The organism is Duganella aceris, from assembly GCF_011090165.1.
GTDB classification, from domain to species: Bacteria; Pseudomonadota; Gammaproteobacteria; order Burkholderiales; family Burkholderiaceae_D; genus Rugamonas; species Rugamonas aceris.
Map to the genome: position 1 here is coordinate 68,381 of NZ_JAADJT010000006.1, position 20,530 is coordinate 88,910.

The window sequence follows — 20,530 nt, forward strand, 5'->3', positions numbered from 1 at the left end:
AATATGAGAGCAGGTTTGAAACCGCTGGGCGAGATGATCGCCGCCGCCACGCTGGCGGCGCTGGCCGCATTGGCGGCGCCGGCGCAGGCCCAGACCACGTCGGTCGAGCAGGCCAATGCGAAGCTGGAGCAGGTCGCCAAGGACCGCGACGCGGTCGAGCAGGAGTACGCCACCAGCGAGAACGTTTGCAACAGCAAGTTTTTCGTCAATAACTGCCTGGACAAGGCCAAGGAAAAGCGCCGCGTGGCGCTGTCCAGCCTGCGCGCGATCGAGGTCGAGGCGGAGCATTTCAAGCGCGTCGATTCGGTGCGCAAGCGCGATGCCGACCTGGCCGAGCGCGCCCGCAAGGATGCCGACGAGCAGGCGCAACGCGCCGCGCACGGCCCCAAGCAGCATACGGCGCCGGAAGACAAGCCGGCCCCGACCCGCGCCGCCGGTCCCACCGTGGCCGAGCGCGAAGCCGGCCATGAGGCCAAGCTGCAACGCCAGCAGGCGAAGGATGCGGCCGAGGCGGACCAGCGCGCCGCTAAGGCCGCGGCCTTCGAGCGGAAAAAAGCCGAGTCGGAGCGGCGTCAGGCCGAAGTAGCGAAGAAGAAGGAGCAGAACGCTGCCAAGGCCGCCGCCAAGGAAGCCTCGGAGAAGAAGCGCGCCGAAGCCGAAGCCGCCGCAGCGGCCGCCGCAGCCGCCAAGGCCGCGTCGAAGTAAAACGTCGCGCGCCGGCCTGGGCGCTGGCGCGACGCAAGCCGGCCGCGCGGTATCGCTTGCGGTGTCGCCGGCACGCGGCGGCGACGCGCCGGGGCGACGACGGCGGCTATACGGCGCGGCGCATCTTTTGCACGGTGTAGCCGGGCGCTTCCTTGGGCGGTGTCACCAGCTTGATGATCGCCATCGAGCAGTTGTCGCCCTTGCCCTGCGCCCGTTCGGCGGCCTTGCCGATCAGCCGTTCCGCCGCCTGGCGCGGCGTGTTGCGGGCCACGGCGGCCGCCAGTTCGACATCCTTGAACAGCATCCACAGGCCGTCCGAGCACAGCATGAAGGCATCGCCACCCTGCAAGCCCTCATGCACGCCGACGCTGACGAACGGCGCCTTGAAGCTATTGCCCAGCGCATTGCTGAGCAACCGGGAACTGCGGTGCTTCTTTGCGGCCTCCAGCGGCAGCTTGTCCTCCGTCACCAGATGCTGGATGTAGGCTTCATCGTTGCTGCGCATCGCGCACGCTTCGCCGGCAAACCGGTACACGCGCGCGTCGCCGACATGCGCCCAGACCGCCTGGCCGCGCGGCGTCAGGATCAGCAGGGCCAGCGCGCTTTGCGGCTCGGCGGTGGCGGCGATCGGGTTCATCTTGATGACTTCGTGCGCCTCCAGCGCGATGGCGCGCAGCAGCTCCCGCAGACGATCCAGGCTGGAGCTGTCGCCGGCGCGGAACTCGTCGAACAGGTGTTTGCTGGTCAGCAGCACCTGATCCGCGCCGATGGCGCCGGTGTTGCCGTCGGCTAGCACCGCCAGCACGTAACCGGGCGCTTGCGCCGAGGTGAACAAGGCCACCCTGTCGTTTTGCTGCGGCCGGTTGCCGATGTGCTGGGCGGTCCCGGCTTCTATTTTGTAAGCGCTCATATATAACACTGTATCCTAACGCCGGGTGAGCGATCAATCTGTTGGCGGCAAGCTCGCCGTAGATTAAACTATGCACCGTGTAGCAGTTGGTTTGCAATGTGTTTGCTGCTCTTTTGTTGTTCCGGTGAAACTATTTGACTGAGAAATATGACTGATGTACAAGATATCCAGCGTCGGCTGATCGAACTCGACGTCGAACACCGCGATCTGGACGCGGTGATCGACATGTTGACCCTGGACGGGCACCACGATCAACTGCAATTGCGCCGCCTCAAGAAGCGCAAGCTGCAACTGAAAGACCATATCACTCTGCTGAAAATGCAACTAGTGCCCGACGTTCCGGCCTGATCCGGACGAGCCACAACTAAGTTTATTTTGACCGAACACCTCCCACAGCAAGCCGATGTCCCCGCCGTAATCGGCGCCACGCCAGACCAGCCCCCCGGCAAGCACGACGCCGAGGTCGAACGCCTGTTCGGCGCCGGCGGCCCGCTGGGGCCGGCCGTGGGCGAATACCGCCCGCGCAAGTCGCAAACCGAGATGGCCAAGGCGGTCGCCGACGCCATCGCCAACCAGACCACGCTGATCGCCGAGGCCGGCACCGGCACGGGCAAGACCTTCGCCTACCTGGTGCCGGCGCTGCTGTGGGGCGGCAAGACCATTGTCTCGACCGGGACCAAGAACTTGCAGGACCAGCTGTACCTGCGCGATATCCCGACCGTGCGCGCCGCCTTGCAGGCGCCGGTGTCGGTGGCGCTGCTGAAGGGCCGTTCCAACTACGTCTGCCACTACCATCTGGAGCGCACGCTGCAGAACGGCCGCATGACTTCGCGCGACGACGTCGGCCACCTGCGCGAGATCTCGCGCTTCCTGAAGATGACCAGTTCCGGCGACAAGGCCGAGCTGGCCCGCGTGCCGGAAAACGCGCTGATCTGGAACCTGGTGACCTCGACCCGCGACAATTGCATGGGCGCGGAATGCCAGTATTACCAGGATTGCTTCGTCATGAAGGCGCGCAAGGAGGCGCAGCAGGCCGATGTGGTGGTGGTCAACCACCACCTGTTCTTCGCCGACGTTGCGCTGAAGGATTCCGGCGTCGCCGAGTTGCTGCCTTCCGCCAACACCATCATCTTCGATGAGGCGCACCAGCTGCCGGACACCGCCACCTTGTTCTTCGGCGATACCTTCTCGACCTCGCAGGTGCTGGAATTGTGCCGCGACGTGCTGGCCGAAGGCTTGTCCAACGCCCGCGACGGCGCCGACTGGGGCAAGGTGGTGACGGTGGTCGAGAAGGCCGCGCGCGATCTGCGCCTGACCTTCCCGCAGGACATCGTGCGCCTGTCGCTGCCGCAGATCGCCGCGTCGAGCGAGTTTTTCCCCGCCCTGCAGAAGCTGAAGGACGAGCTGGACGGCATGCTGGCGGTGCTGGAAACCCAGGCCATGCGCGCGGAAACGCTGGAACAATGCCGCCAGCGCGGCATCGAGCTGGGGCAGAAGCTGGCGGCCTGGAAGTTCGATCCGAAAGCGCGGGTGGAGAAGGGCGAGGAGGCGGTGTTCTGGGTCGAGGCCTACGCGTCGTCGCTGCAGCTGCACAAGACACCGCTGTCGATCGCGCCGATCTTCAACGGCCAGCGCGAAGGCGTGCCGCGCAGCTGGATCTTTACCTCGGCGACGCTGGCGGTGAAGAACGATTTCACCCACTTTTCCGAGCAGATGGGCTTGACCAACGAGCCGTCGAAGACCTGGCCGAGTCCATTTAATTACGAGCAGCAGGGGATTTTGTACGTGCCGCAGGGCTTGCCGGACCCGAACTCGATGGGTTACACCGACGCCGTGCTGGACCATGCCTTGCCGATCATCGAGGCGGCCGGCGGTAAAACTTTCCTTTTGTGCACGACTTTGCGCGCCGTGAAGCGGGCCGCCGAGCGTTTCCGCGACGAATTCGAGAAGCGCGGCCTGCCGTATCCGCTGTTTGTACAGGGCGACAAGGGCCGGACCGAGCTGCTGGATCAGTTCCGCAAGGCGGGAAATGGCGTCTTGATCGGCTCGCAAAGCTTCTGGGAAGGCGTCGACGTGCGCGGCGATGCGCTGTCTCTGGTGATTATCGACAAGCTTCCGTTCGCTCCACCGGACGATCCGGTGCTGGCGGCGCGCATCGAGGTGATGGAAAAGCAAGGCAAAAATGGCTTCATGCACCACACTTTGCCGGAAGCGATCATCAATCTGAAGCAGGGCGCGGGCCGCTTGATCCGCGACGAAGGCGATCGCGGCGTGCTGATGTTGTGCGATCCGAGGGTGATTTCCAAGCCGTATGGCAAGCGGATCTGGCAGAGTTTGCCCTCATTCAAGCGCACCCGCGAGCAGGCCGAAGTGATTGAATTCTTCAAAAACAAGAATAACGAACAGTAACTTTCGGTAACAAAACCAAGCTTGAGCGGCGCACCCCGCAAAGCCAACCGGGGTCGGACCCTCTCGGGTCCGACCCCGGCGGAGCGCCGTGCGGGGTACTAAGGCTGTATCACCACCTTGCCCGTGACCTTGCGCGCCGCCATATCGTTCAGCGCCCGCGCCGTTTCCTCCAGCGTGTAGCGGCCCGAAATATGCGGCCGAATCTTCCCCTCCTGCAACCATCCCATCAATTGCCGCATGCCGGCCAGATTGGCTTTCGGCTCGCGTTTTGCGAACTCGCCCCAGAACACGCCGATCAAAGAAGCACCTTTGAGCAAGGTCAGATTGAGCGGCAATTTCGGAATCTCGCCGTTGGCGAAACCGACCACCAGATACCGCCCGCGCCACGCGATCGAACGGAACGCCGGCTCCGAATATTCGCCGCCGACCGGGTCATAAATCACGTCAGGCCCCTTGCCATCGGTCGCCGCCTTGATCGCCTCGCGCAAATCCTGGGTGCTGTAGTTGATCAGCACGTCCGCCCCGTGCTGGCGGCACACCTCCAGCTTCTCATCGGTCGAAGCGCAAGCAATAATGCGGGCTCCAAGGGCTTTGCCTATCTCGATCGCCGCCAGTCCCACACCCCCGGCCGCGCCAAGTACTAGCATGGTCTCGCCAGATCTTAGCGCGGCGCGGTCCGCCACCGCGTGATGCGAGGTGCCGTAGGTGAGGGTGATGGCCGCCGCCGTGTCGAAATCCATGCCCGGCGGCATCGGCATCAAGGCTTGCACGGGCGCCACCAATTGTTGCCCGAAGCCACCGGTCGAGGTGAAGGCGATGACCTTGTCGCCGACCTTGAAAGTTGTCACATCGTCAGCAACAGAGCGGATCACGCCGGCCACTTCGCTGCCTGGGATAAACGGCAATTCCGGCTTGAACTGGTACTTGCCTTGCACGATCAACACGTCGGGAAAGTTCACGCCGGCAGCCTTGACATCGATCACCACCTGTCCGGGACCGGCTTGCGGATCCGGCAATTCCTGGACAGTCAGGGTATCGGGCGCACCCCAGGCCTGGCATACGACAGCTTTCATTTCGGTCTCCTTGGTTTTTAAAATAGTACGGTCGTTAGATTTTAATGATACTGCAATTTCGGGCCGGCGCACGTTTGCGCTCGCTCAAAGTAGCTGCTGGGTGGATTGCTAGAGTTGGTTAAGCAAATGGAGGACGCCATGACTATCCGGCACGGCTGTTTTTTCAGTTATGCACATGGCCAGCATACGTACATGAGCAAGTTCAAGGACGATCTGATCGACGCGCTCAAATGCTATCTGGAACCGCACTTCGACAACGAGGATGAATTATTTGTCGACAGCGAACAGCTTGGCGGCGGCGACGACCTCGACCAGAAGATCGCGCGGGCCTTGTGCGAGAGCGTTTGCATGATCGTCATCTACACCCCGAAATACGAAGCCCACGCCTACACCCGGCGCGAGTTTGCCGCAATGCAACTTATCGAAAGCGAGCGCAAGCTATGGTATCCCTTGCCCAGCCATCTGATTATTCCCGTGATCATGACCCGCCACCCGGGCGGCATGCCGCCGCAGATCGCCGGGCCGGGCATGTATGTCGACTTTTCCCGCTACACATTGGCCAGCGGGGATTTGAAGACCAATCCCGATTTCATCCCCGACATCGAAAAAATCGTCCTGCGCATCGCCGAGCATTATCACTTTCTCAAACGTTGCACGCCGCCGGAGCATGACTGCGGCCGTTTTGTCATGCCGGACATCCCGCCGGAATGGCGCGCCATTCCTCCTCCACACTTCCCACGCTAAAGGCCTGTCATGGAACCTCATTCCCTGTCCCTGCCGCCGCTGAGCACCCGCGGCGAAGTCGTCACCTTTTATTCCTACAAGGGGGGAACCGGGCGCACCATGGCCCTGTCCAATATCGCGGTGATGCTGGCGCGCCGGCACAACGCCACCACCCCCGTCTTGATGATCGATTGGGACCTTGAAGCACCGGGCCTGCACCATTATTTCGATCAGCACGACGAGCGGCCGGGCGTGCTGGAGCTGTTCGAGGCGTGCCGCGAGCAATTGCAGCGACGGCGCAACGGGGTCGCGGCGCCGGACGACGAGCAATTAGCGCGCGAGGTGCTGACCGCCGTCGGCTGGGAGCAATATGTCGGCCGGGTCGACCAGAGCAGCCAGCTGTACCTGATGCGCTCCGGCCGCTTCGACGACAGCTACGGCGAGCGGCTGGCCGCGATGCGCTGGGACGAGCTGTTCGACAGCTGTCCGGCGCTGTTCCGTTGCTTCGCCGATAATCTTGCCGGCCATTTCCGCCATGTGCTGGTCGATTCCCGCACCGGCCGCACCGACAGCGCCGGCATCTGCACCACCTTGTTGCCGCGCAAGCTGGTGGTGGTGTTCACGCCGAACCGGCAAAGCCTGGAGGGCGTGCAGGCGCTGGTCACCCGCGCCACCGCCTACCGCCGCAGCCATGAGGACGAACAGCGTCCGTTGCTGGTCTACCCTTTGCCGTCGCGCATAGAAATGGCCGACAGCGCCCAGCGCGCGCAATGGCGGCGCGGCGACGCGCAGATGCGCATCGTCGGCTACCAGCCGATCTTCGAGCGCTTGCTGCGCGACTGCTACGGCATGCAGCAACTCTCGCTGGACAGCTATTTCGACGAAGTCCAGCTGCAGCAGACCCGCACCTTCGCCTATGGCGAGCAACTGGCGGTGCGGATGGAGCAGTGCGGCGACCGGTTTTCGCTGACCCGCACCTTCGAGGCGCTGCTGGACTGGCTGGAGCCGGGCTATTTCCCCTGGCAATCGAGCCGCGAAATCTGCCTTCTTGCCGCGATCGACGACGCACGCCGCACGCTCGACGAGGGCGGCGGGGGTGCCCGCGCGCTGCCGCAACTGCTGGCGCGCGACCTTAACCTGCTGGGCGAGCTGTACCGGCGCGACAACAAACCGCGCCAGGCGCTGGCCTGTTTCGAGGAGAGCCTGGCTTTGCGCCAGCGTGGCTTGGGCGAGGATCATCCCGACACGCTGACCGGCAAGTGCAACCTGGCCTCGGTGCTGCGCCAGCAGGGCCGGCTGGACGAGGCGCAATTCCTCGACGAGTGCGTCGTCGAGGCGCGCCGGCGGCTGCTTGGGCCGGAGCACCTCGACACCCTGGCCGCGCGCGCCAATCTGGCCGCCACCCTTGCGCAGCAGGGGCGCGGCGCCGAGGCGCTGGGCATGCAGGAGCAGGTGCTGGACGCCTATCTGCGCCTGCTCGGCCCCGAACACCTGCTGACGCTGGCGTGCAGGGCGGCGCGGGCCGAGCTGCTGTTTCAGCGCGGCGACTTCGAGCACGCCCGCGTCGCGCAGGAGCAGGTGCTGGCGGCGCGCAAACGGCTGCTGGGGGCCGAGCACGCCGACACGCTGCGCGCCAAGCTCGCGCTGGCGGCCACCCAGGTGCGACTGCGCGAGCTGGAGGCGGCGCGCAGCCTGTATGACGGGGTGTTGCAAGCGCAAACCCGGCGGCTGGGGCCGGACCATGCCGACAGCCTCAACACGCGCGAACTTCTCGCCGACGTCCAGGTCAAGATAGGCGAGCAGCTCGGCGCCAAGCTGGGGGAGGGGCCGCTGGTGCCGGAACTGCATCAGGACGCGGCGATGGACGACTACGGCGACGCGCTGGTGCATGCCGTCCGGCCGCGCGGGGCGGCCAGGGCCGGCGGTCCGCGCTCGCGCGCCAGCGATGAATTGCCGCCGCTCGACAAGCAACTGGCCCGTGCGCGCCCGACGCAACGTTAGCGTAAATTTATCTGGCTTGCGGGCCGCCGCCACGCGCAGCCGGGCCGTTGCTTCAGGTAAAATCTCCGTATGAGAATCCTGATTAGTAACGACGACGGCTACCTGGCTCCCGGCATCAACGCGCTGGCGGCGGCGTTGGCGCCGATCGCCGACATCGTGGTGGTGGCGCCCGACAGCAACCGCTCCGGCGCGTCCAATTCGCTGTCGCTGGACCGGCCGCTGTCGGTGCAGCAGGCGGCCAACGGTTTCTATTTTGTCAACGGAACGCCGACCGATTGCGTGCACGTGGCGCTGACCGGCATCCTCGACTTCGTGCCGGACCTGGTGGTCTCCGGCATCAACAACGGCCCCAACATGGGCGACGACACCTTGTATTCCGGCACCGTCGCCGCCGCCACCGAGGGTTATCTGTTCGGCATCCCGGCCATCGCGTTTTCGCAGGGCACTTACGGCTGGGAGCATATCGACGACGCCGCCCGTCACGCGCGCGACATCGTCGAGCGTTATTTCGCCGCGCTGCCGCGCCCCTACCTGTTAAACGTCAACATCCCCAACCGGCCCTACGAGCAGCTGACCAGCGTGGTCGCCACCCGGCTCGGCCGGCGTCACCAGGCCGAGCCGGTGATCAAGGCCAAAGACCCGCGCGGCAAGGATATCTACTGGATCGGTCCGCCGGGGGCGACCAAGGACGCGGGCGAGGGCACCGATTTCCACGCCTGCGCCCATGGCCTGACCTCGATCACCCCGCTGCAGATCGACCTGACCCACAAAACCCAACTCGATGCATTGTCCAAGGCGCTGGCATGACCGATAAAAACCGTACCTTTCCTTTGCCGCTGTCCTCGGTAGTCGACAACAAGGGGGCCAGGAAGGCGACGGTGTTCGCGCCGGTGGCGACGCCGCAGACCGCGACGCAGAACGCGGCCCGCCACGCGCCGCCGCAATATCCGGGCGCGCGGCCGGTGGCGACGCCGTCCAAGTCGCACAGCTACGCGATGGAGCGGGCGCAGCCGGTCCAGACCCAGGCGCCGCGCCAGAACCCGCTGGTGTCGGACGCGGTGCGCCGCGCCATGGTGCAGCGGGTGGCCAGACAGGGCGTCAAGGATCCGGTGGTGCTGGGCGCGCTGGAAAGCGTGCCGCGCCATCTGTTCATGGAGGAGGCGCTGGCCTCGCAGGCCTACATCGACGCGTCGCTGCCGATCGGCCACCACCAGACCATCTCCCAGCCCTATATCGTGGCGCGCATGATCGAGGTGATGCGCAACGGCGGCCAGCTGAAGAAGGTGCTGGAAATCGGCACCGGCTGCGGCTACCAGGCGGCGGTGCTGGCGTGCGTGGCGCAGGAGGTGTATTCGATCGAGCGCATCAAGCCGCTGCACGAGCTGGCCAAGACCAATCTGCGCCCGCTGCGCGTGCCGAACCTGCGTTTGCATTACGGAGATGGTATGCTTGGCCTGCCGCAAGCGGCGCCGTTCGACGGTATCATATTGGCCGCGGCGGGGTTGGAAGTGCCGCAAGCCTTGCTGGAGCAGCTCGCCATCGGCGGCCGGCTGGTGGCGCCGGTAGGCGCCCGCTCGCAGCATCTGGAATTGATTACGCGCGTCGGCAAGCAGGAATGGACCAGCGAAACGCTGGAGGATTGCCATTTCGTGCCGCTGCGTCCGGGCACAATCTGAGTGCCCGCACCACACAGACATTAAGATGAGAATGACAAATAAAAGTAATTTGCTCGCATTGAGCTTCACGCTGGCTTTTTTGAGCGCCTGTAGCACCACTCCCAATCTCGCACCGGTTGTCGACCGTACCATTCCGCCGGCCGTCAAGCCGGCCACGCCGAGCGAAACCGCGCAGATCGCCCGCGACGAGCGCGGCCTGTACACCGTCAAGAAGGGCGACACCCTGATCCGCATCGCGCTGGAGTTCGGCCAGAACTACCGCGACCTGGTGGCCTGGAACAACCTGGCCAATCCGAACGACATCAAGGTCGACCAGGTGCTGCGCGTGGCGCCGCCGGACAGCGCCAATTCCGGCGTCGAAACCGCCGCCATCGTCATGCCGCCGTCCGACAAGACGCCGCCGCCGGCGCCGGTCGTCAAGCTGACCGGCCCGAAAGGCGAGAAGAAACCGTACTCCGACGCCACGCTGGCCGAGCTGCAGCGCGGCGACGCCGGCAATGGCAACGTCGCCGCCAACGGCAATGGCAACGGCAGCAACGGCAGCAACGGCAAGAGCGTGGCGGCGGTCGTCCCGACCCCGGCGCCGACCCCGGTGGTCGCCCGCCCATCGCCGACGCCGCCGATCGCCGCGCCGAGCGTGCCGGCGCAGAGCGCCGAAGACGAAAAACTGAGCTGGATCTGGCCGTCCGAGGGCAAGGTCATCGCCACCTTCGACGAAGGCAAGAACAAGGGCGTCGACATCGCCGGCAAAGCGGGCCAGCAGGTCGTTGCTGCCGGTGCAGGAAAAGTCATGTACGCCGGCAGCGGCATCCGTGGTTATGGTAATCTCGTTATTGTGAAGCACAGTAATAGCTTGTTGTCGGCCTACGCGCACAATCGCACGATTGTGGTCAAGGAGGGCCAAAGCGTGACCAAGGGACAAATGATTGCGGAAATGGGCGACTCCGATACCGATTCCGTCAAGCTGCACTTTGAAATCAGGCAGCAGGGCAAACCGGTGGACCCGTCCAGATTCCTGCCTAACCGCTAGTAGCTGAGCCATGACACATTAGCCATGACACATACGCCGCACGACCAGATGGATGACGACTCGGCCCCGGAAGATTTCGAGGACGAGGCGGGCGATGATGTGGTCATCGATTCCCTGGATGCGGCGGACGGCGCCCCCGATTCCGACCATGCGCCGGCGGCCGGCGCGGTGCTGGAAACCGTCGACGAATTGAAGAAGGTGCTGGCGGCCGAGCTGTCGACCGACACCACCCAGCACTACCTGAACCAGATCGGCACCCGCCCGCTGCTGACCGCGCAGCAGGAGGTGCACTACGCCACCCTGGCCAAGGGCGGCGACTTCCCCGCCCGCCAGACCATGATCGAGCACAACCTGCGGCTGGTGGTGTCGATCGCCAAGCACTACATCAATCGCGGCGTGGTGCTGCTGGACATGATCGAAGAGGGCAACATCGGCCTGATGCGCGCCATCGACAAGTTCGAGCCCGAGCGCGGCTTCCGCTTTTCCACCTACGCCACCTGGTGGATCCGCCAGAGCATCGAGCGCGCCATCATGAACCAGGCGCGCACGGTGCGGCTGCCGGTGCACATGGTGCGCGAACTGAACCAGATCCTGCGCGGCAAATACCATCTGGAAGCGCAGCACCACAACGGCAAGGACGCCACCGCCGAGGACATCGCCGAGCTGGTCGGGCGGCCGGTGGAGGAGGTGCAGGACATCCTGGCGCTGTCCGAGCACGCCACTTCGCTGGACGCGCCGCTGGACAACGATCCGCAATCGTCGCTGATGGACATGCTGCCCGGCGACAGCGACGACAGTCCCGACGCCCGCGCCGAGCATCACGAAATGACGCTGCTGGTGCGCGACTGGCTGACCAAGCTGCCGGACAAGCAGCGCATCGTCATCATGCGCCGCTTCGGCCTGGACAACGACGACCCGGCCACGCTGGAAACGCTGGCCGAGGAAATGGGCGTGACCCGCGAGCGGGTGCGCCAGATCCAGCAGGAGGCGCTGGTCAAGCTGAAACGGGCGATGGCCGCGCGCGGCGTGGTCCGCGATTCCCTGCTTTAACACTTCCCATTCTGCTATCATGACGGCCCCGGCGTAAGAGCGTCGGCGTTAGTGAACTGCAACGTTTAAATTGGGAGCGCCTGCCGCGCATGCGCCGCGCATGGCGGCGTTGCAAATGCTCGCGATAGCCAGCTATCGCTGCGCTTTGCGCCTTGCCCTGCACGCCGCCTGCGCGTCCTTCGCTCCCAATTTATACGTCGCAGTCCACTGGCCATTCCCAAATCAATATTGAACGTTATGCAAGAAAACACTATTTTCATCAAGTCGCTCGACATGGACGCGCGCGGCGTCGGCCACATGCAAAATGAAGACGGCTCGCAGGGCAAAGTGGTCTTTGTCGAAGGCGCCTTGCCGGGCGAGACGGTCAGCTTCACCTCGTTCAAGAAGAAGAAAAACTGGGAAATGGCGCGCATGGACGCGCTGCACCACGAATCGTCGATGCGTGTCACGCCCAAGTGCGTGCACTTCGACGTCTGCGGCGGCTGCTCGATGCAGCATCTGGAGCCGACCGCGCAGGTGGCGATCAAGCAGCGCGTGCTGGAGGACGACCTGAAGCACATCGGCAAGGTGCGCCCGCTGAATGTGATGCGCCCGATGTATGGCCCGACCTGGGGCTACCGCTACCGCGCCCGGCTGTCGGTGCGCTACGTGGCCAAGAAGGAGACGGTGCTGGTCGGCTTCAAGGAGCGCAAGACCATCTACGTGGCCGACATCAAGAGCTGCCTGATCCTGCCGCAACACGTGTCGGACCTGCTGCTGCCGCTGCGCGCGTTGATCGGTTCGCTGTCGCTGTACGACCAGATTCCGCAGATCGAGCTGGCGATCGGCGAGGGCGTGACCGCGCTGGTGCTGCGCATCATGGCGCCGCAGACGCCGGCCGACGAAGTCAAGCTGAAGGCCTTCGCCGACTTGCACGGCGTCCAGTTCTGGCTGCAAACCAAGGGCCCGGAAACCGCCGCGCCGTTCTACCCGCTGGATACCGACCTGCACTACCTGCTGCCGGAATTCGGCATCAAGATGCCGTTCAAGCCGGTCGACTTCACGCAAGTGAACCACTACATCAACCGGGTCCTGGTCGGCAAGGCGCTGCGCCTGCTGGAAGTGCGGCCGGACGACCGCGTGGCCGACCTGTTCTGCGGCCTCGGCAACTTCACGCTGCCGCTGGCGACGCAGGCGCGCGAAGTGGTCGGCATCGAAGGCAGCACCACGCTGTCCGAGCGCGCGCTGGACAACGCCAAGGCCAACGGCCTGTCGGAAAAGACCACCTTCTACACCCGCAACCTGTTCGACGTGACCGCCGACGACCTGGTCGCGCTGGGCAAATTCGACCGCATGCTGATCGACCCGCCGCGCGACGGCGCGATGGCGCTGAGCGAAGCGCTGGTGGAATTGAGCCAGAGCCGCGCCGACTTGCTGCCGAAGCGCATCGTCTACGTCTCGTGCAGCCCGTCGACGCTGGCGCGCGACGCCGGCATCCTGGTCAACGCCGGCTACGTGCTGGACAGGGCCGGTGTGGTGAATATGTTCCCGCACACCTCCCACGTGGAATCGATGGCGGTATTTAACCTGGCCGGTTAACCCGGCCGGATCGCGCTGCGGTACACTTTACGCATTACCTCACGCGCCCATGGGTGTGACATGAACCTGACCGCCGGCACCCTGCTGGCGCTGGCCGCCTTAGCCGGCCACGCCCCGACCCTCGACGCCGCTCAAGCGGCGGCGCCCGAACCCGCGCCGCAAATCGCGCTGCAACTGGCGTGCGCCGCGCCGCAGCAGCTGCGCTGGCCGTCCACCTGCAGTGAAATCCGCCTGCGCGTCATCGTCAACATGGGACGCCCGCAGTGGGCCTAGGCGTAAAAAAACCGGCGCTGGTTGCCCAGGCCGGTTTTTGCGAAGTGCTTGACGCTTAGTCGCGGCTACCGCCGGCGATGCCCAGCAGCGACAGCAGGCTGGTGAAGATGTTGTACACGTCGAGGTACAGACGCAGCGTGGCGCTGACGTAGTTGGTCTCGCCGCCGTTGATGATCTGCTGCACGTCGTACAGGATGTACGCGGAGAAGATCGCGATCGCCACCACCGAGATCACGATGCCCAGCGCCGGGATGCCCAGGAAAATGTTGGCGACGGAAGCCAGGATCAGCACCACGACGCCGGCGAACAGCCAGGTGGCCATGCCCGAGAAATCACGTTTCGACACGGTGGCGATCGACGCCAGCACCAGGAACACCGAGGCGGTGCCGCCGAAGGCCGTCATGATCAGGAAACCGCCGTTGGAGTAGCCCAGGATGCGCGACAGCAGCGGCGTCAGCATCAGACCCATGAAGAAGGTGAAGCCCAACAGCAGCGCGACGCCGACGCCGGAGTTCTTGTTCTTCTCGATCGCCCAGATGAAGCCGAAGGCGCCCGCCAGGAACACCAGCGCCATCAGGCCGCCGCCGAGCGGCAGGTGCAGCGAGACGCCCAGCGCCGCGCCGAACACGGTCGGAATCATCGACAGCGCCAGCAGCCAGTAGGTGTTGCGCAGCACGTTGTGCTGCACCGACCGGCGACTTTGGGTCAGGTCGTAGGTTTTTTGCATATTGATCATAGTGCCTCCATTACATAGGAATCGGTTTCCCGCTTGATAAAAGCATAGCACGTCCAGGTAAAAATACGCAAAAACCATGCTTGAAATGCACTTAAGACCGGCTTAAAGCGGCAGTATCGGCCTTTTTTAATGCCGAGTTGCAAGCTTATCTACTGTCGATAGTCGGTTGCCGAGGTGTTTTATGGTAAAATCGAAGGTTGATTGAGTTATCAATTTTGTTTTAAACCTTTCTTTTTATTGGAGTTTTTCAAATGGCAATCGAACGCACCCTGTCGATCATCAAACCAGACGCAGTTGCAAAAAACGTTATCGGCCAAATCTACAGCCGCTTCGAAGGCGCTGGCCTGAAGATCGTTGCTGCGCAAATGAAGCAGCTGTCGCGTGAAGAGGCTGAAGGTTTCTACGCCGCGCACAAAGAGCGCGGTTTCTTCAAGGACCTGGTTGACTTCATGGTCTCCGGTCCAGTCATGATCCAGGCGCTGGAAGGCGAAAACGCCGTCCTGAAAAACCGCGAACTGATGGGCGCAACCGATCCTAAGAAGGCAGAAAAAGGCACCATCCGTGCTGACTTCGCCGACTCGATCGACGCCAACGCGGTCCACGGTTCCGACGCTGTCGAAGCCGCTCAAGTTGAAATCGCTTACTTCTTCGGTAAGTAATTTTTGCAGCATCCCGTTTCCGCCTCGCCCCCGCGGGTGGAAACGGAGTTTTTTAGAACTGTTTTGAACCCTGAAATGAATACGCCCGTGAACGCCGCCGCTCTGACCAACTTGCTGGATTTCGATCCCGCGCAGCTCATCGCCTATTGCGCCGAGTTGGGAGAGAAGCCGTTCCGCGCCAAGCAGCTGCAGCGCTGGATCCACCAGTTCGGCGCGTCGGATTTCGACAGCATGACCGACCTGGCCAAGTCGCTGCGCGACAAACTCAAGACCCGCGCCCACGTCAGCGCGCCGGCCATCATCAGCGACCACACGTCGACCGACGGCACGCGCAAATGGCTGGTCGACGTCGGCAACGGCAACGCGGTCGAAACCGTGTTCATCCCGGAAGAAAACCGCGGCACGCTGTGCATCTCGACCCAGGCCGGCTGTGCCGTCAACTGCCGTTTCTGCTCGACCGGCAAGCAAGGCTTCTCGCGCAACCTGACCGTCGGCGAAATCATCGGCCAGCTGTGGATGGCCGAATTCGAACTGCGCCGCACCAAGGGCATCGAGCCCGGCCCGAAAGGCGAGCGCCAGATCACCAACGTGGTGATGATGGGCATGGGCGAGCCGCTGCTGAATTTCGAGCCGACCGCCACCGCCCTCAAGCTGATGCTGGACGATAACGCCTACGGCCTGTCGCGCCGCCGTGTCACGCTGTCCACCTCCGGCGTGGTGCCGATGATGGACAAGCTGTCGCAGGAAGTGCCGGTGGCGCTGGCGGTCTCGCTGCACGCCTCGAACGACGAGCTACGCAACGGCCTGATCCCGCTGAACAAGAAATACCCGCTCAAAGAGTTGATGGCCGCCTGCAAGCGCTACCTGGAATTCGCGCCGCGCGACTTCATCACCTTCGAATATTGCATGCTGGACGGCGTCAACGACTCCGACGAGAACGCGCGTGAATTGCTGGCCCTGGTGCAGGACCGCGAATTCGGCGTCAACTGCAAATTCAACCTGATTCCGTTCAATCCCTTCCCGGAATCGGGCCTGCTGCGCTCGAAGAATCCGCGCATCAAGGCCTTCGCCCAGATCCTGATGGATGGCGGCGTGGTCACCACCATCCGCAAGACCCGGGGCGACGATATCGACGCCGCCTGCGGCCAGTTGGCCGGCGAGGTCCAGGACCGCACCAAGGTCGCCCAGCGCATGGAAAAAATGGCCGAATACCAGCAGAAGTTCGGCGCCAATTTCGGCAAGATCGTGGAGATCCGTTCCTGATGACCCACCAGGCGCAGCGTAGCCGGCTCAGTCTCGTCGCACTCTGTGCGGCCGCGACGCTGGCTGCTTGCGCCTCGTCGGGGCCGCAGCGCGGCCAGAGCGGCAAGGCCGAACTGACCACCGCCTCCGACCAGACCGCCGCCCAGCGCAAGGTCGAGATCCGCATGCAGCTGGCGGTCGGCTATTTCGAGCAGGGTCAATACCCGTTCGCGCTGGACGAGGTCAAGATGGCGCTGGTGGCCGATCCCAACCACGCCGACGCCTACGGCATGCGCGGCCTGATTTACCAGCGCATGGGCGAGACCGGCCTGGCCGAGGATAATTTCATCCGCGCCCGCAAGCTGGCGCCCGGCAATCCGGATCTGGCCAACAATTACGGCTCGTTCCTGTGCCAGAACGGCCGGGTGGCGGAATCGCTGCCGCTGTTCGACGCCGCCCTGGGCAACCGCGCCTACCGTTCGCCGGCCAACGCCGCGAACAACGCCGGGTCCTGCGCGTTGAAGATCAAGGATTACGCCAGCGCGGAGCGTTATCTGCTGCAAGCCTTGCAGTTGACGCCCGACCTGCCGGCCACCAACGCCAATCTGGCGCGGGTATATTTTGAAAAGCGCGATTATGTGCGCGCCAATTTCTTTATTACCCGTTTGAACAAGGTGGCAAAGATGGAGAGCCTGACGGCCGATGTGCTGTGGCTCGCGATTAAGGTGCAGCATAAGCTGGGCGATACGTCCGCGGAATCCGGTTGGGGCACGCAGTTGCGCCGCCACCATCCCGGCTCGACCGAGTATGCTGCTTATCAACGTGGGGCGTTTGATGAGTGAAACAGGGATACCAATGAATTCAGAGTGGGCAGAACCGCCAAAAGACCAGGGCAGCAAAAGCCTGGCCACGCCCGGAGCACAACTGGCGGCCCAGCGCGAAGCGATGGGTTGGACGGTGGAACAGATCGCCGATCAATTGAAGCTGGCCCCGCGCCAGGTCAAGGCATTGGAAGCGGGCGACTACGCCGCGCTGCCGAACATGGCCGTGGTGCGCGGTTTCGTGCGCGCCTACGCCAAGGTGGTCAAACTCGACGCCACGCCGTTGGTGGCGATGATCGAAGTGGTGTCGCCGACCAGTCACGAGGCCGCGCCGCCGCGCAAGGAAATCGCCGCCACCTTCTCCGAGTCGCGCTTCCCGTCGATGACGGGGCGCTCCGCCAGCCCGACCGGCTGGCTGGTCGGTGTCGCCGTGGTGGTCGTGGTGGCCGCCGCCGGCGCGTATGCCTGGCAGACCGGTTTGATCCCGGCCACGCTGTTCCAGCGGGCCGGGAAGGAAGCGCCGGCCGCCGTCGCGGTGGAGGAAGCCAAGCCGGCTGACTCCGCGCCGATCGAGACCACGCTGGTCAAGCCGGGCGAGGAAAACAATCCGGTGCAAACCACCAATGTGCCGTTGATTTCGGTGCCGCCGCAAAACGCGGCGGAGACCGCGCCCGTCGCGACCGCGCCGGCCGCCGCCGCGCCGACGCCTGCACCTGCGCCCGCGACGCCTGCCGCCGCCGCGCCGGTCGCTCCGGCAGCGGTGGCCCCGGCCGCCGCAACCGCCGGCCGTCAGCTGGTGCTGAAGGTGGCGGAGGATTCGTGGGTGGAGATCCGCCGTCCCGGCTCGACGCCGCTGATTTCGCGTCTGGTCAAAGCCGGCAGCACCGAGACCTTCGACATCAAGGATCCGGCGCTGCTGATCATCGGCAAGCCTACCGCCGTGGAAGCCACGCTGGGCGGCGCGCCGCTGGCCTTGCCGCCGGTCGCCGGCGGCACGATTTCACGCGTCAATATCAAGTAAAAAGAACTGCCATGTCTTCAACGCAAACAGCTATTCCTTCGGGACCGTCGAACCGCCGCGCCAGCCGCAGCGTGCTGGTGGCCTACGGCCAGCGCAAGATCTGGGTCGGCGGCGACGCGCCGGTGGTGGTGCAGTCGATGACCAACACCGACACCGCCAACGCCATCGAAACCGCGATCCAGATCCGCGACCTGGCGCGCGCCGGTTCGGAACTGGTACGCCTGACGGTGGACCGTCCGGAAGCCGCCGAAGCGGTGCCGTACATCCGCGAGCAGCTGGACAAGATGGAAGTCGACGTGCCGCTGGTCGGCGACTTCCACTACAACGGCCACACGCTGCTGAACGATTACCCGGAATGCGCCAAGGCGCTGTCGAAGTACCGCATCAATCCGGGCAACGTGGGCAAGGGCGCCAAGCGCGACACGCAGTTCGCGCAGATGATCGAAGTGGCCGCGCGCTACGACAAGCCGGTGCGCATCGGCGTCAACTGGGGCAGCCTGGACCAGGCGCTGCTGGCGCGCATCATGGACGAAAACGCCGGCCGCGCCGAACCGTGGAGCGCACAGGCGGTGATGTACGAAGCGCTGATCACATCGGCCATCGAGAACGCCGTGCGCGCCGAGGAACTGGGCCTGGGCCGCGATAAGATCATCCTGTCGTGCAAGGTCTCCGGCGTGCAGGATCTGATCGCCGTGTACCGCGAGCTGGCCAAGCGCTGCGACTATCCGCTGCATCTCGGCCTGACCGAAGCGGGCATGGGCAGCAAGGGCATCGTCGCCTCGACGGCGGCGCTGTCGGTGCTGCTGCAGGAGGGCATCGGCGACACCATCCGCATCTCGCTGACGCCGGAACCGGGCGGCGACCGCACCAAGGAAGTCATCGTCGGCCAGGAGATCCTGCAGACCATGGGCCTGCGCAAGTTCACGCCGATGGTGATCGCGTGCCCGGGTTGCGGCCGCACCACCTCGACCACCTTCCAGGAGCTGGCCGACAACATCCAGACCTATCTGCGCGAGCAGATGCCGGAATGGAAAAAGACCTATCCGGGCGTCGAGGCGATGAACGTGGCCGTGATGGGCTGTATCGTCAACGGTCCGGGCGAATCGAAGCACGCCAACATCGGCATCAGCCTGCCGGGCACCGGCGAATCGCCGGCGGCGCCGGTGTTTGTCGACGGCGCAAAGTTCGCCACGCTGCGCGGCGAACGCATCGTCGAAGAATTCCAGGACATCGTCCTGAACTACGTTAAGAAGAATTACAGCAATGTCCAAAACTGAAAAAATCAATGCCGTCAAAGGCATGAACGACATCCTGCCGACCGACTCGCATCTGTGGCAGCTGTTCGAGAACACCGCGCAATCGGTGGTGCAGAGCTATGGCTTCCAGCAGATCCGCACCCCGATCGTGGAAAACACCTCGCTGTTCGCGCGCGCCATCGGCGCCGTGACCGACATCGTCGAGAAGGAAATGTACTCCTTTGAAGACTCGATGAACGGCGACAAGCTGACGCTGCGCCCCGAAGGCACGGCCGGCGCGGTGCGCGCGGTGATCGAGCACAACCTGGTCTACGAAGGCCCGAAGCGCCTGTGGTACACCGGCCCGATGTTCCGCCACGAGCGTCCGCAGCGCGGCCGCTATCGCCAGTTCTATCAGTTCGGCTGCGAGGCGGTCGGCTTCAGCGGCCCGGACGTGGACGCGGAAATGATCATGATGTGCCGCCGCCTGTGGGATGACCTGGGCCTGGAAAACATCCGCCTCGAACTGAACTCGATCGGCGACGCCGAAGAGCGCGCGCGCCACCGCGTCGACCTGATCGCCTACCTGGAAAAAAGCGAAGACCTGCTCGACGCCGAAGCCAAGCGCCGCCTGCACAGCAACCCGCTGCGCATCCTCGACACCAAGAATCCGGCGATGCAGGAACTGGTCAACGGCGCGCCCAAATTGTTGGAATACCTGGGCGAGGAATCGCTGGCGCACTTCAACGGCGTGCGCAAGATCCTCGACCACAACAACATCCCGTACGTGATCAACCCGCGCCTGGTGCGCGGCCTGGATTACTACAACCGCACCGTGTTCGAATGGGTCACCGATGCGCTGGGCTCGCAGGGCACCGTGTGCGCCGGCGGCCGCTACGATCCGCTGATCGCCTCGTTCGGCGGCAAGCCGACGCCGGCCGTCGGTTTCGCCATGGGCATCGAGCGCCTGCTGGAGCTGATGAAGGAAGCCGGCGAGCCGGAAGCGCCGAGCCAGTGCGACGTCTACCTGGTGCACCAGGGCGAAGCGGCGCAGCTGCAAGCCTTCGTGCTGGGCGAGCGCTTGCGCGACGCCGGCCTGGACGTGGTCATGCACGGCTCGACCGCCGCCGGCGCGGGCAGCTTCAAGACCCAGATGAAGAAAGCCGACGGCAGCGGCGCATCGTTCGCCGTCATCATCGGCGAAGACGAAGTGGCCAACCACACCGCCAGCGTCAAGGCGATGCGCGCGTCGGAAGGCGAGCAGCAGCAGTCGACGGTGCCGTTCGACGACGTGGTCGATTTCGTGGTCGACCAGATCACCGACAGCGGCGATCATCATCATCACGTGCACGACGAGCATTGCAATCACTAAGCATTCCGATCAACTT

20 protein-coding genes are annotated in these 20,530 nt (G+C 64.2%); 17 read left to right on the forward strand and 3 right to left on the reverse strand.

Annotated features, from left to right (window positions below; translation table 11 throughout):
• The first annotated feature begins 3 nt into the window (after positions 1 to 3).
• Complete coding sequence (locus tag GW587_RS14075; protein WP_229259446.1) at positions 4 to 705, forward strand: hypothetical protein; 702 nt, start codon at positions 4 to 6, stop codon at positions 703 to 705.
• Positions 706 to 811: 106 nt separating this feature from the next.
• Here GW587_RS14075 and GW587_RS14080 read toward each other — a convergent pair whose 3' ends face one another.
• Positions 812 to 1,615 (reverse strand): PP2C family protein-serine/threonine phosphatase, encoded by an 804-nt coding sequence (locus GW587_RS14080; protein WP_166103978.1) that lies wholly within the window; start codon positions 1,613 to 1,615, stop codon positions 812 to 814.
• A 147-nt stretch (positions 1,616 to 1,762) separates the two neighbouring features.
• On the opposite strand from GW587_RS14080, the gene GW587_RS14085 reads away from it, so the two are divergent.
• Together GW587_RS14085 and yoaA are read left to right on the forward strand one after the other, a co-directional pair.
• The gene (locus GW587_RS14085; protein ID WP_008450659.1) at positions 1,763 to 1,963 is read left to right on the forward strand and encodes a YdcH family protein; all 201 of its coding nucleotides are present in this window, start codon (positions 1,763 to 1,765) and stop codon (positions 1,961 to 1,963) included.
• A gap of 27 nt (positions 1,964 to 1,990) precedes the next feature.
• Positions 1,991 to 4,024 carry a DNA repair helicase YoaA gene (gene yoaA, locus GW587_RS14090; protein WP_207393493.1) on the forward strand — a complete coding sequence of 678 codons (2,034 nt, stop codon included), beginning with the start codon at positions 1,991 to 1,993 and terminating at the stop codon, positions 4,022 to 4,024.
• A 98-nt stretch (positions 4,025 to 4,122) separates the two neighbouring features.
• On the opposite strand, the gene GW587_RS14095 is transcribed toward yoaA, so the two are convergent.
• Positions 4,123 to 5,097 carry an NADPH:quinone oxidoreductase family protein gene (locus tag GW587_RS14095; protein WP_166103981.1) on the reverse strand — a complete coding sequence of 325 codons (975 nt, stop codon included), beginning with the start codon at positions 5,095 to 5,097 and terminating at the stop codon, positions 4,123 to 4,125.
• A gap of 138 nt (positions 5,098 to 5,235) precedes the next feature.
• On the opposite strand from GW587_RS14095, the gene GW587_RS14100 reads away from it, so the two are divergent.
• The 8 genes from GW587_RS14100 (at position 5,236) to GW587_RS14135 (ending at position 13,428) form a co-directional block, all read left to right on the forward strand.
• Positions 5,236 to 5,841 carry a toll/interleukin-1 receptor domain-containing protein gene (locus GW587_RS14100; protein WP_166104857.1) on the forward strand — a complete coding sequence of 202 codons (606 nt, stop codon included), beginning with the start codon at positions 5,236 to 5,238 and terminating at the stop codon, positions 5,839 to 5,841.
• Between the two features lie 9 nt (positions 5,842 to 5,850).
• Positions 5,851 to 7,821, forward strand: coding sequence for a tetratricopeptide repeat protein (locus GW587_RS14105; RefSeq protein WP_166103984.1), 1,971 nt, complete (start codon positions 5,851 to 5,853; stop codon positions 7,819 to 7,821).
• Positions 7,822 to 7,890: 69 nt separating this feature from the next.
• Positions 7,891 to 8,628 (forward strand): 5'/3'-nucleotidase SurE, encoded by a 738-nt coding sequence (surE, locus tag GW587_RS14110; RefSeq protein WP_166103987.1) that lies wholly within the window; start codon positions 7,891 to 7,893, stop codon positions 8,626 to 8,628.
• On the forward strand, positions 8,625 to 9,497 hold the full coding sequence (locus GW587_RS14115) for a protein-L-isoaspartate(D-aspartate) O-methyltransferase (RefSeq protein ID WP_166103989.1): 873 nt from the start codon (positions 8,625 to 8,627) through the stop codon (positions 9,495 to 9,497). Before surE ends, GW587_RS14115 begins: the two co-directional genes overlap by 4 nt.
• Positions 9,498 to 9,528: 31 nt before the next feature.
• Positions 9,529 to 10,527: a peptidoglycan DD-metalloendopeptidase family protein gene (locus GW587_RS14120; protein ID WP_166103992.1), complete on the forward strand. Its 999-nt coding sequence runs from the start codon at positions 9,529 to 9,531 to the stop codon at positions 10,525 to 10,527.
• 24 nt (positions 10,528 to 10,551) lie between these two features.
• Positions 10,552 to 11,577: an RNA polymerase sigma factor RpoS gene (gene rpoS, locus GW587_RS14125; protein WP_166103995.1), complete on the forward strand. Its 1,026-nt coding sequence runs from the start codon at positions 10,552 to 10,554 to the stop codon at positions 11,575 to 11,577.
• Positions 11,578 to 11,814: 237 nt separating this feature from the next.
• Positions 11,815 to 13,155 (forward strand): 23S rRNA (uracil(1939)-C(5))-methyltransferase RlmD, encoded by a 1,341-nt coding sequence (gene rlmD / locus GW587_RS14130; RefSeq protein ID WP_166103998.1) that lies wholly within the window; start codon positions 11,815 to 11,817, stop codon positions 13,153 to 13,155.
• 60 nt (positions 13,156 to 13,215) lie between these two features.
• The gene (locus GW587_RS14135) at positions 13,216 to 13,428 is read left to right on the forward strand and encodes a hypothetical protein (protein ID WP_166104001.1); all 213 of its coding nucleotides are present in this window, start codon (positions 13,216 to 13,218) and stop codon (positions 13,426 to 13,428) included.
• 55 nt (positions 13,429 to 13,483) lie between these two features.
• Here the strand turns inward: GW587_RS14135 and GW587_RS14140 are convergent, their stop codons facing one another.
• Entirely contained in the window at positions 13,484 to 14,164 is a 681-nt protein-coding gene (locus tag GW587_RS14140) for a Bax inhibitor-1/YccA family protein (protein WP_166104003.1), read from the reverse strand.
• A gap of 251 nt (positions 14,165 to 14,415) precedes the next feature.
• Between GW587_RS14140 and ndk the strand changes: the two genes are divergently transcribed.
• From ndk to hisS, 6 genes are all read left to right on the forward strand, one after another.
• Complete coding sequence (gene ndk / locus GW587_RS14145; RefSeq protein ID WP_020701986.1) at positions 14,416 to 14,823, forward strand: nucleoside-diphosphate kinase; 408 nt, start codon at positions 14,416 to 14,418, stop codon at positions 14,821 to 14,823.
• 75 nt (positions 14,824 to 14,898) lie between these two features.
• The gene (gene rlmN, locus GW587_RS14150; RefSeq protein ID WP_166104005.1) at positions 14,899 to 16,086 is read left to right on the forward strand and encodes a dual-specificity RNA methyltransferase RlmN; all 1,188 of its coding nucleotides are present in this window, start codon (positions 14,899 to 14,901) and stop codon (positions 16,084 to 16,086) included.
• On the forward strand, positions 16,086 to 16,907 hold the full coding sequence (gene pilW, locus GW587_RS14155; RefSeq protein WP_166104008.1) for a type IV pilus biogenesis/stability protein PilW: 822 nt from the start codon (positions 16,086 to 16,088) through the stop codon (positions 16,905 to 16,907). Before rlmN ends, pilW begins: the two co-directional genes overlap by 1 nt.
• A 13-nt stretch (positions 16,908 to 16,920) precedes the next feature.
• A complete protein-coding gene (locus GW587_RS14160) occupies positions 16,921 to 17,907 on the forward strand; it encodes a helix-turn-helix domain-containing protein (protein ID WP_166104009.1) in 987 nt (328 codons plus the stop codon).
• 11 nt (positions 17,908 to 17,918) lie between these two features.
• Positions 17,919 to 19,184: a flavodoxin-dependent (E)-4-hydroxy-3-methylbut-2-enyl-diphosphate synthase gene (ispG, locus tag GW587_RS14165; RefSeq protein WP_166104012.1), complete on the forward strand. Its 1,266-nt coding sequence runs from the start codon at positions 17,919 to 17,921 to the stop codon at positions 19,182 to 19,184.
• Positions 19,171 to 20,514 (forward strand): histidine--tRNA ligase, encoded by a 1,344-nt coding sequence (gene hisS, locus GW587_RS14170; protein ID WP_166104015.1) that lies wholly within the window; start codon positions 19,171 to 19,173, stop codon positions 20,512 to 20,514. The genes ispG and hisS overlap by 14 nt, the downstream gene beginning before the upstream one ends.
• Positions 20,515 to 20,530: the final 16 nt, after the last annotated feature.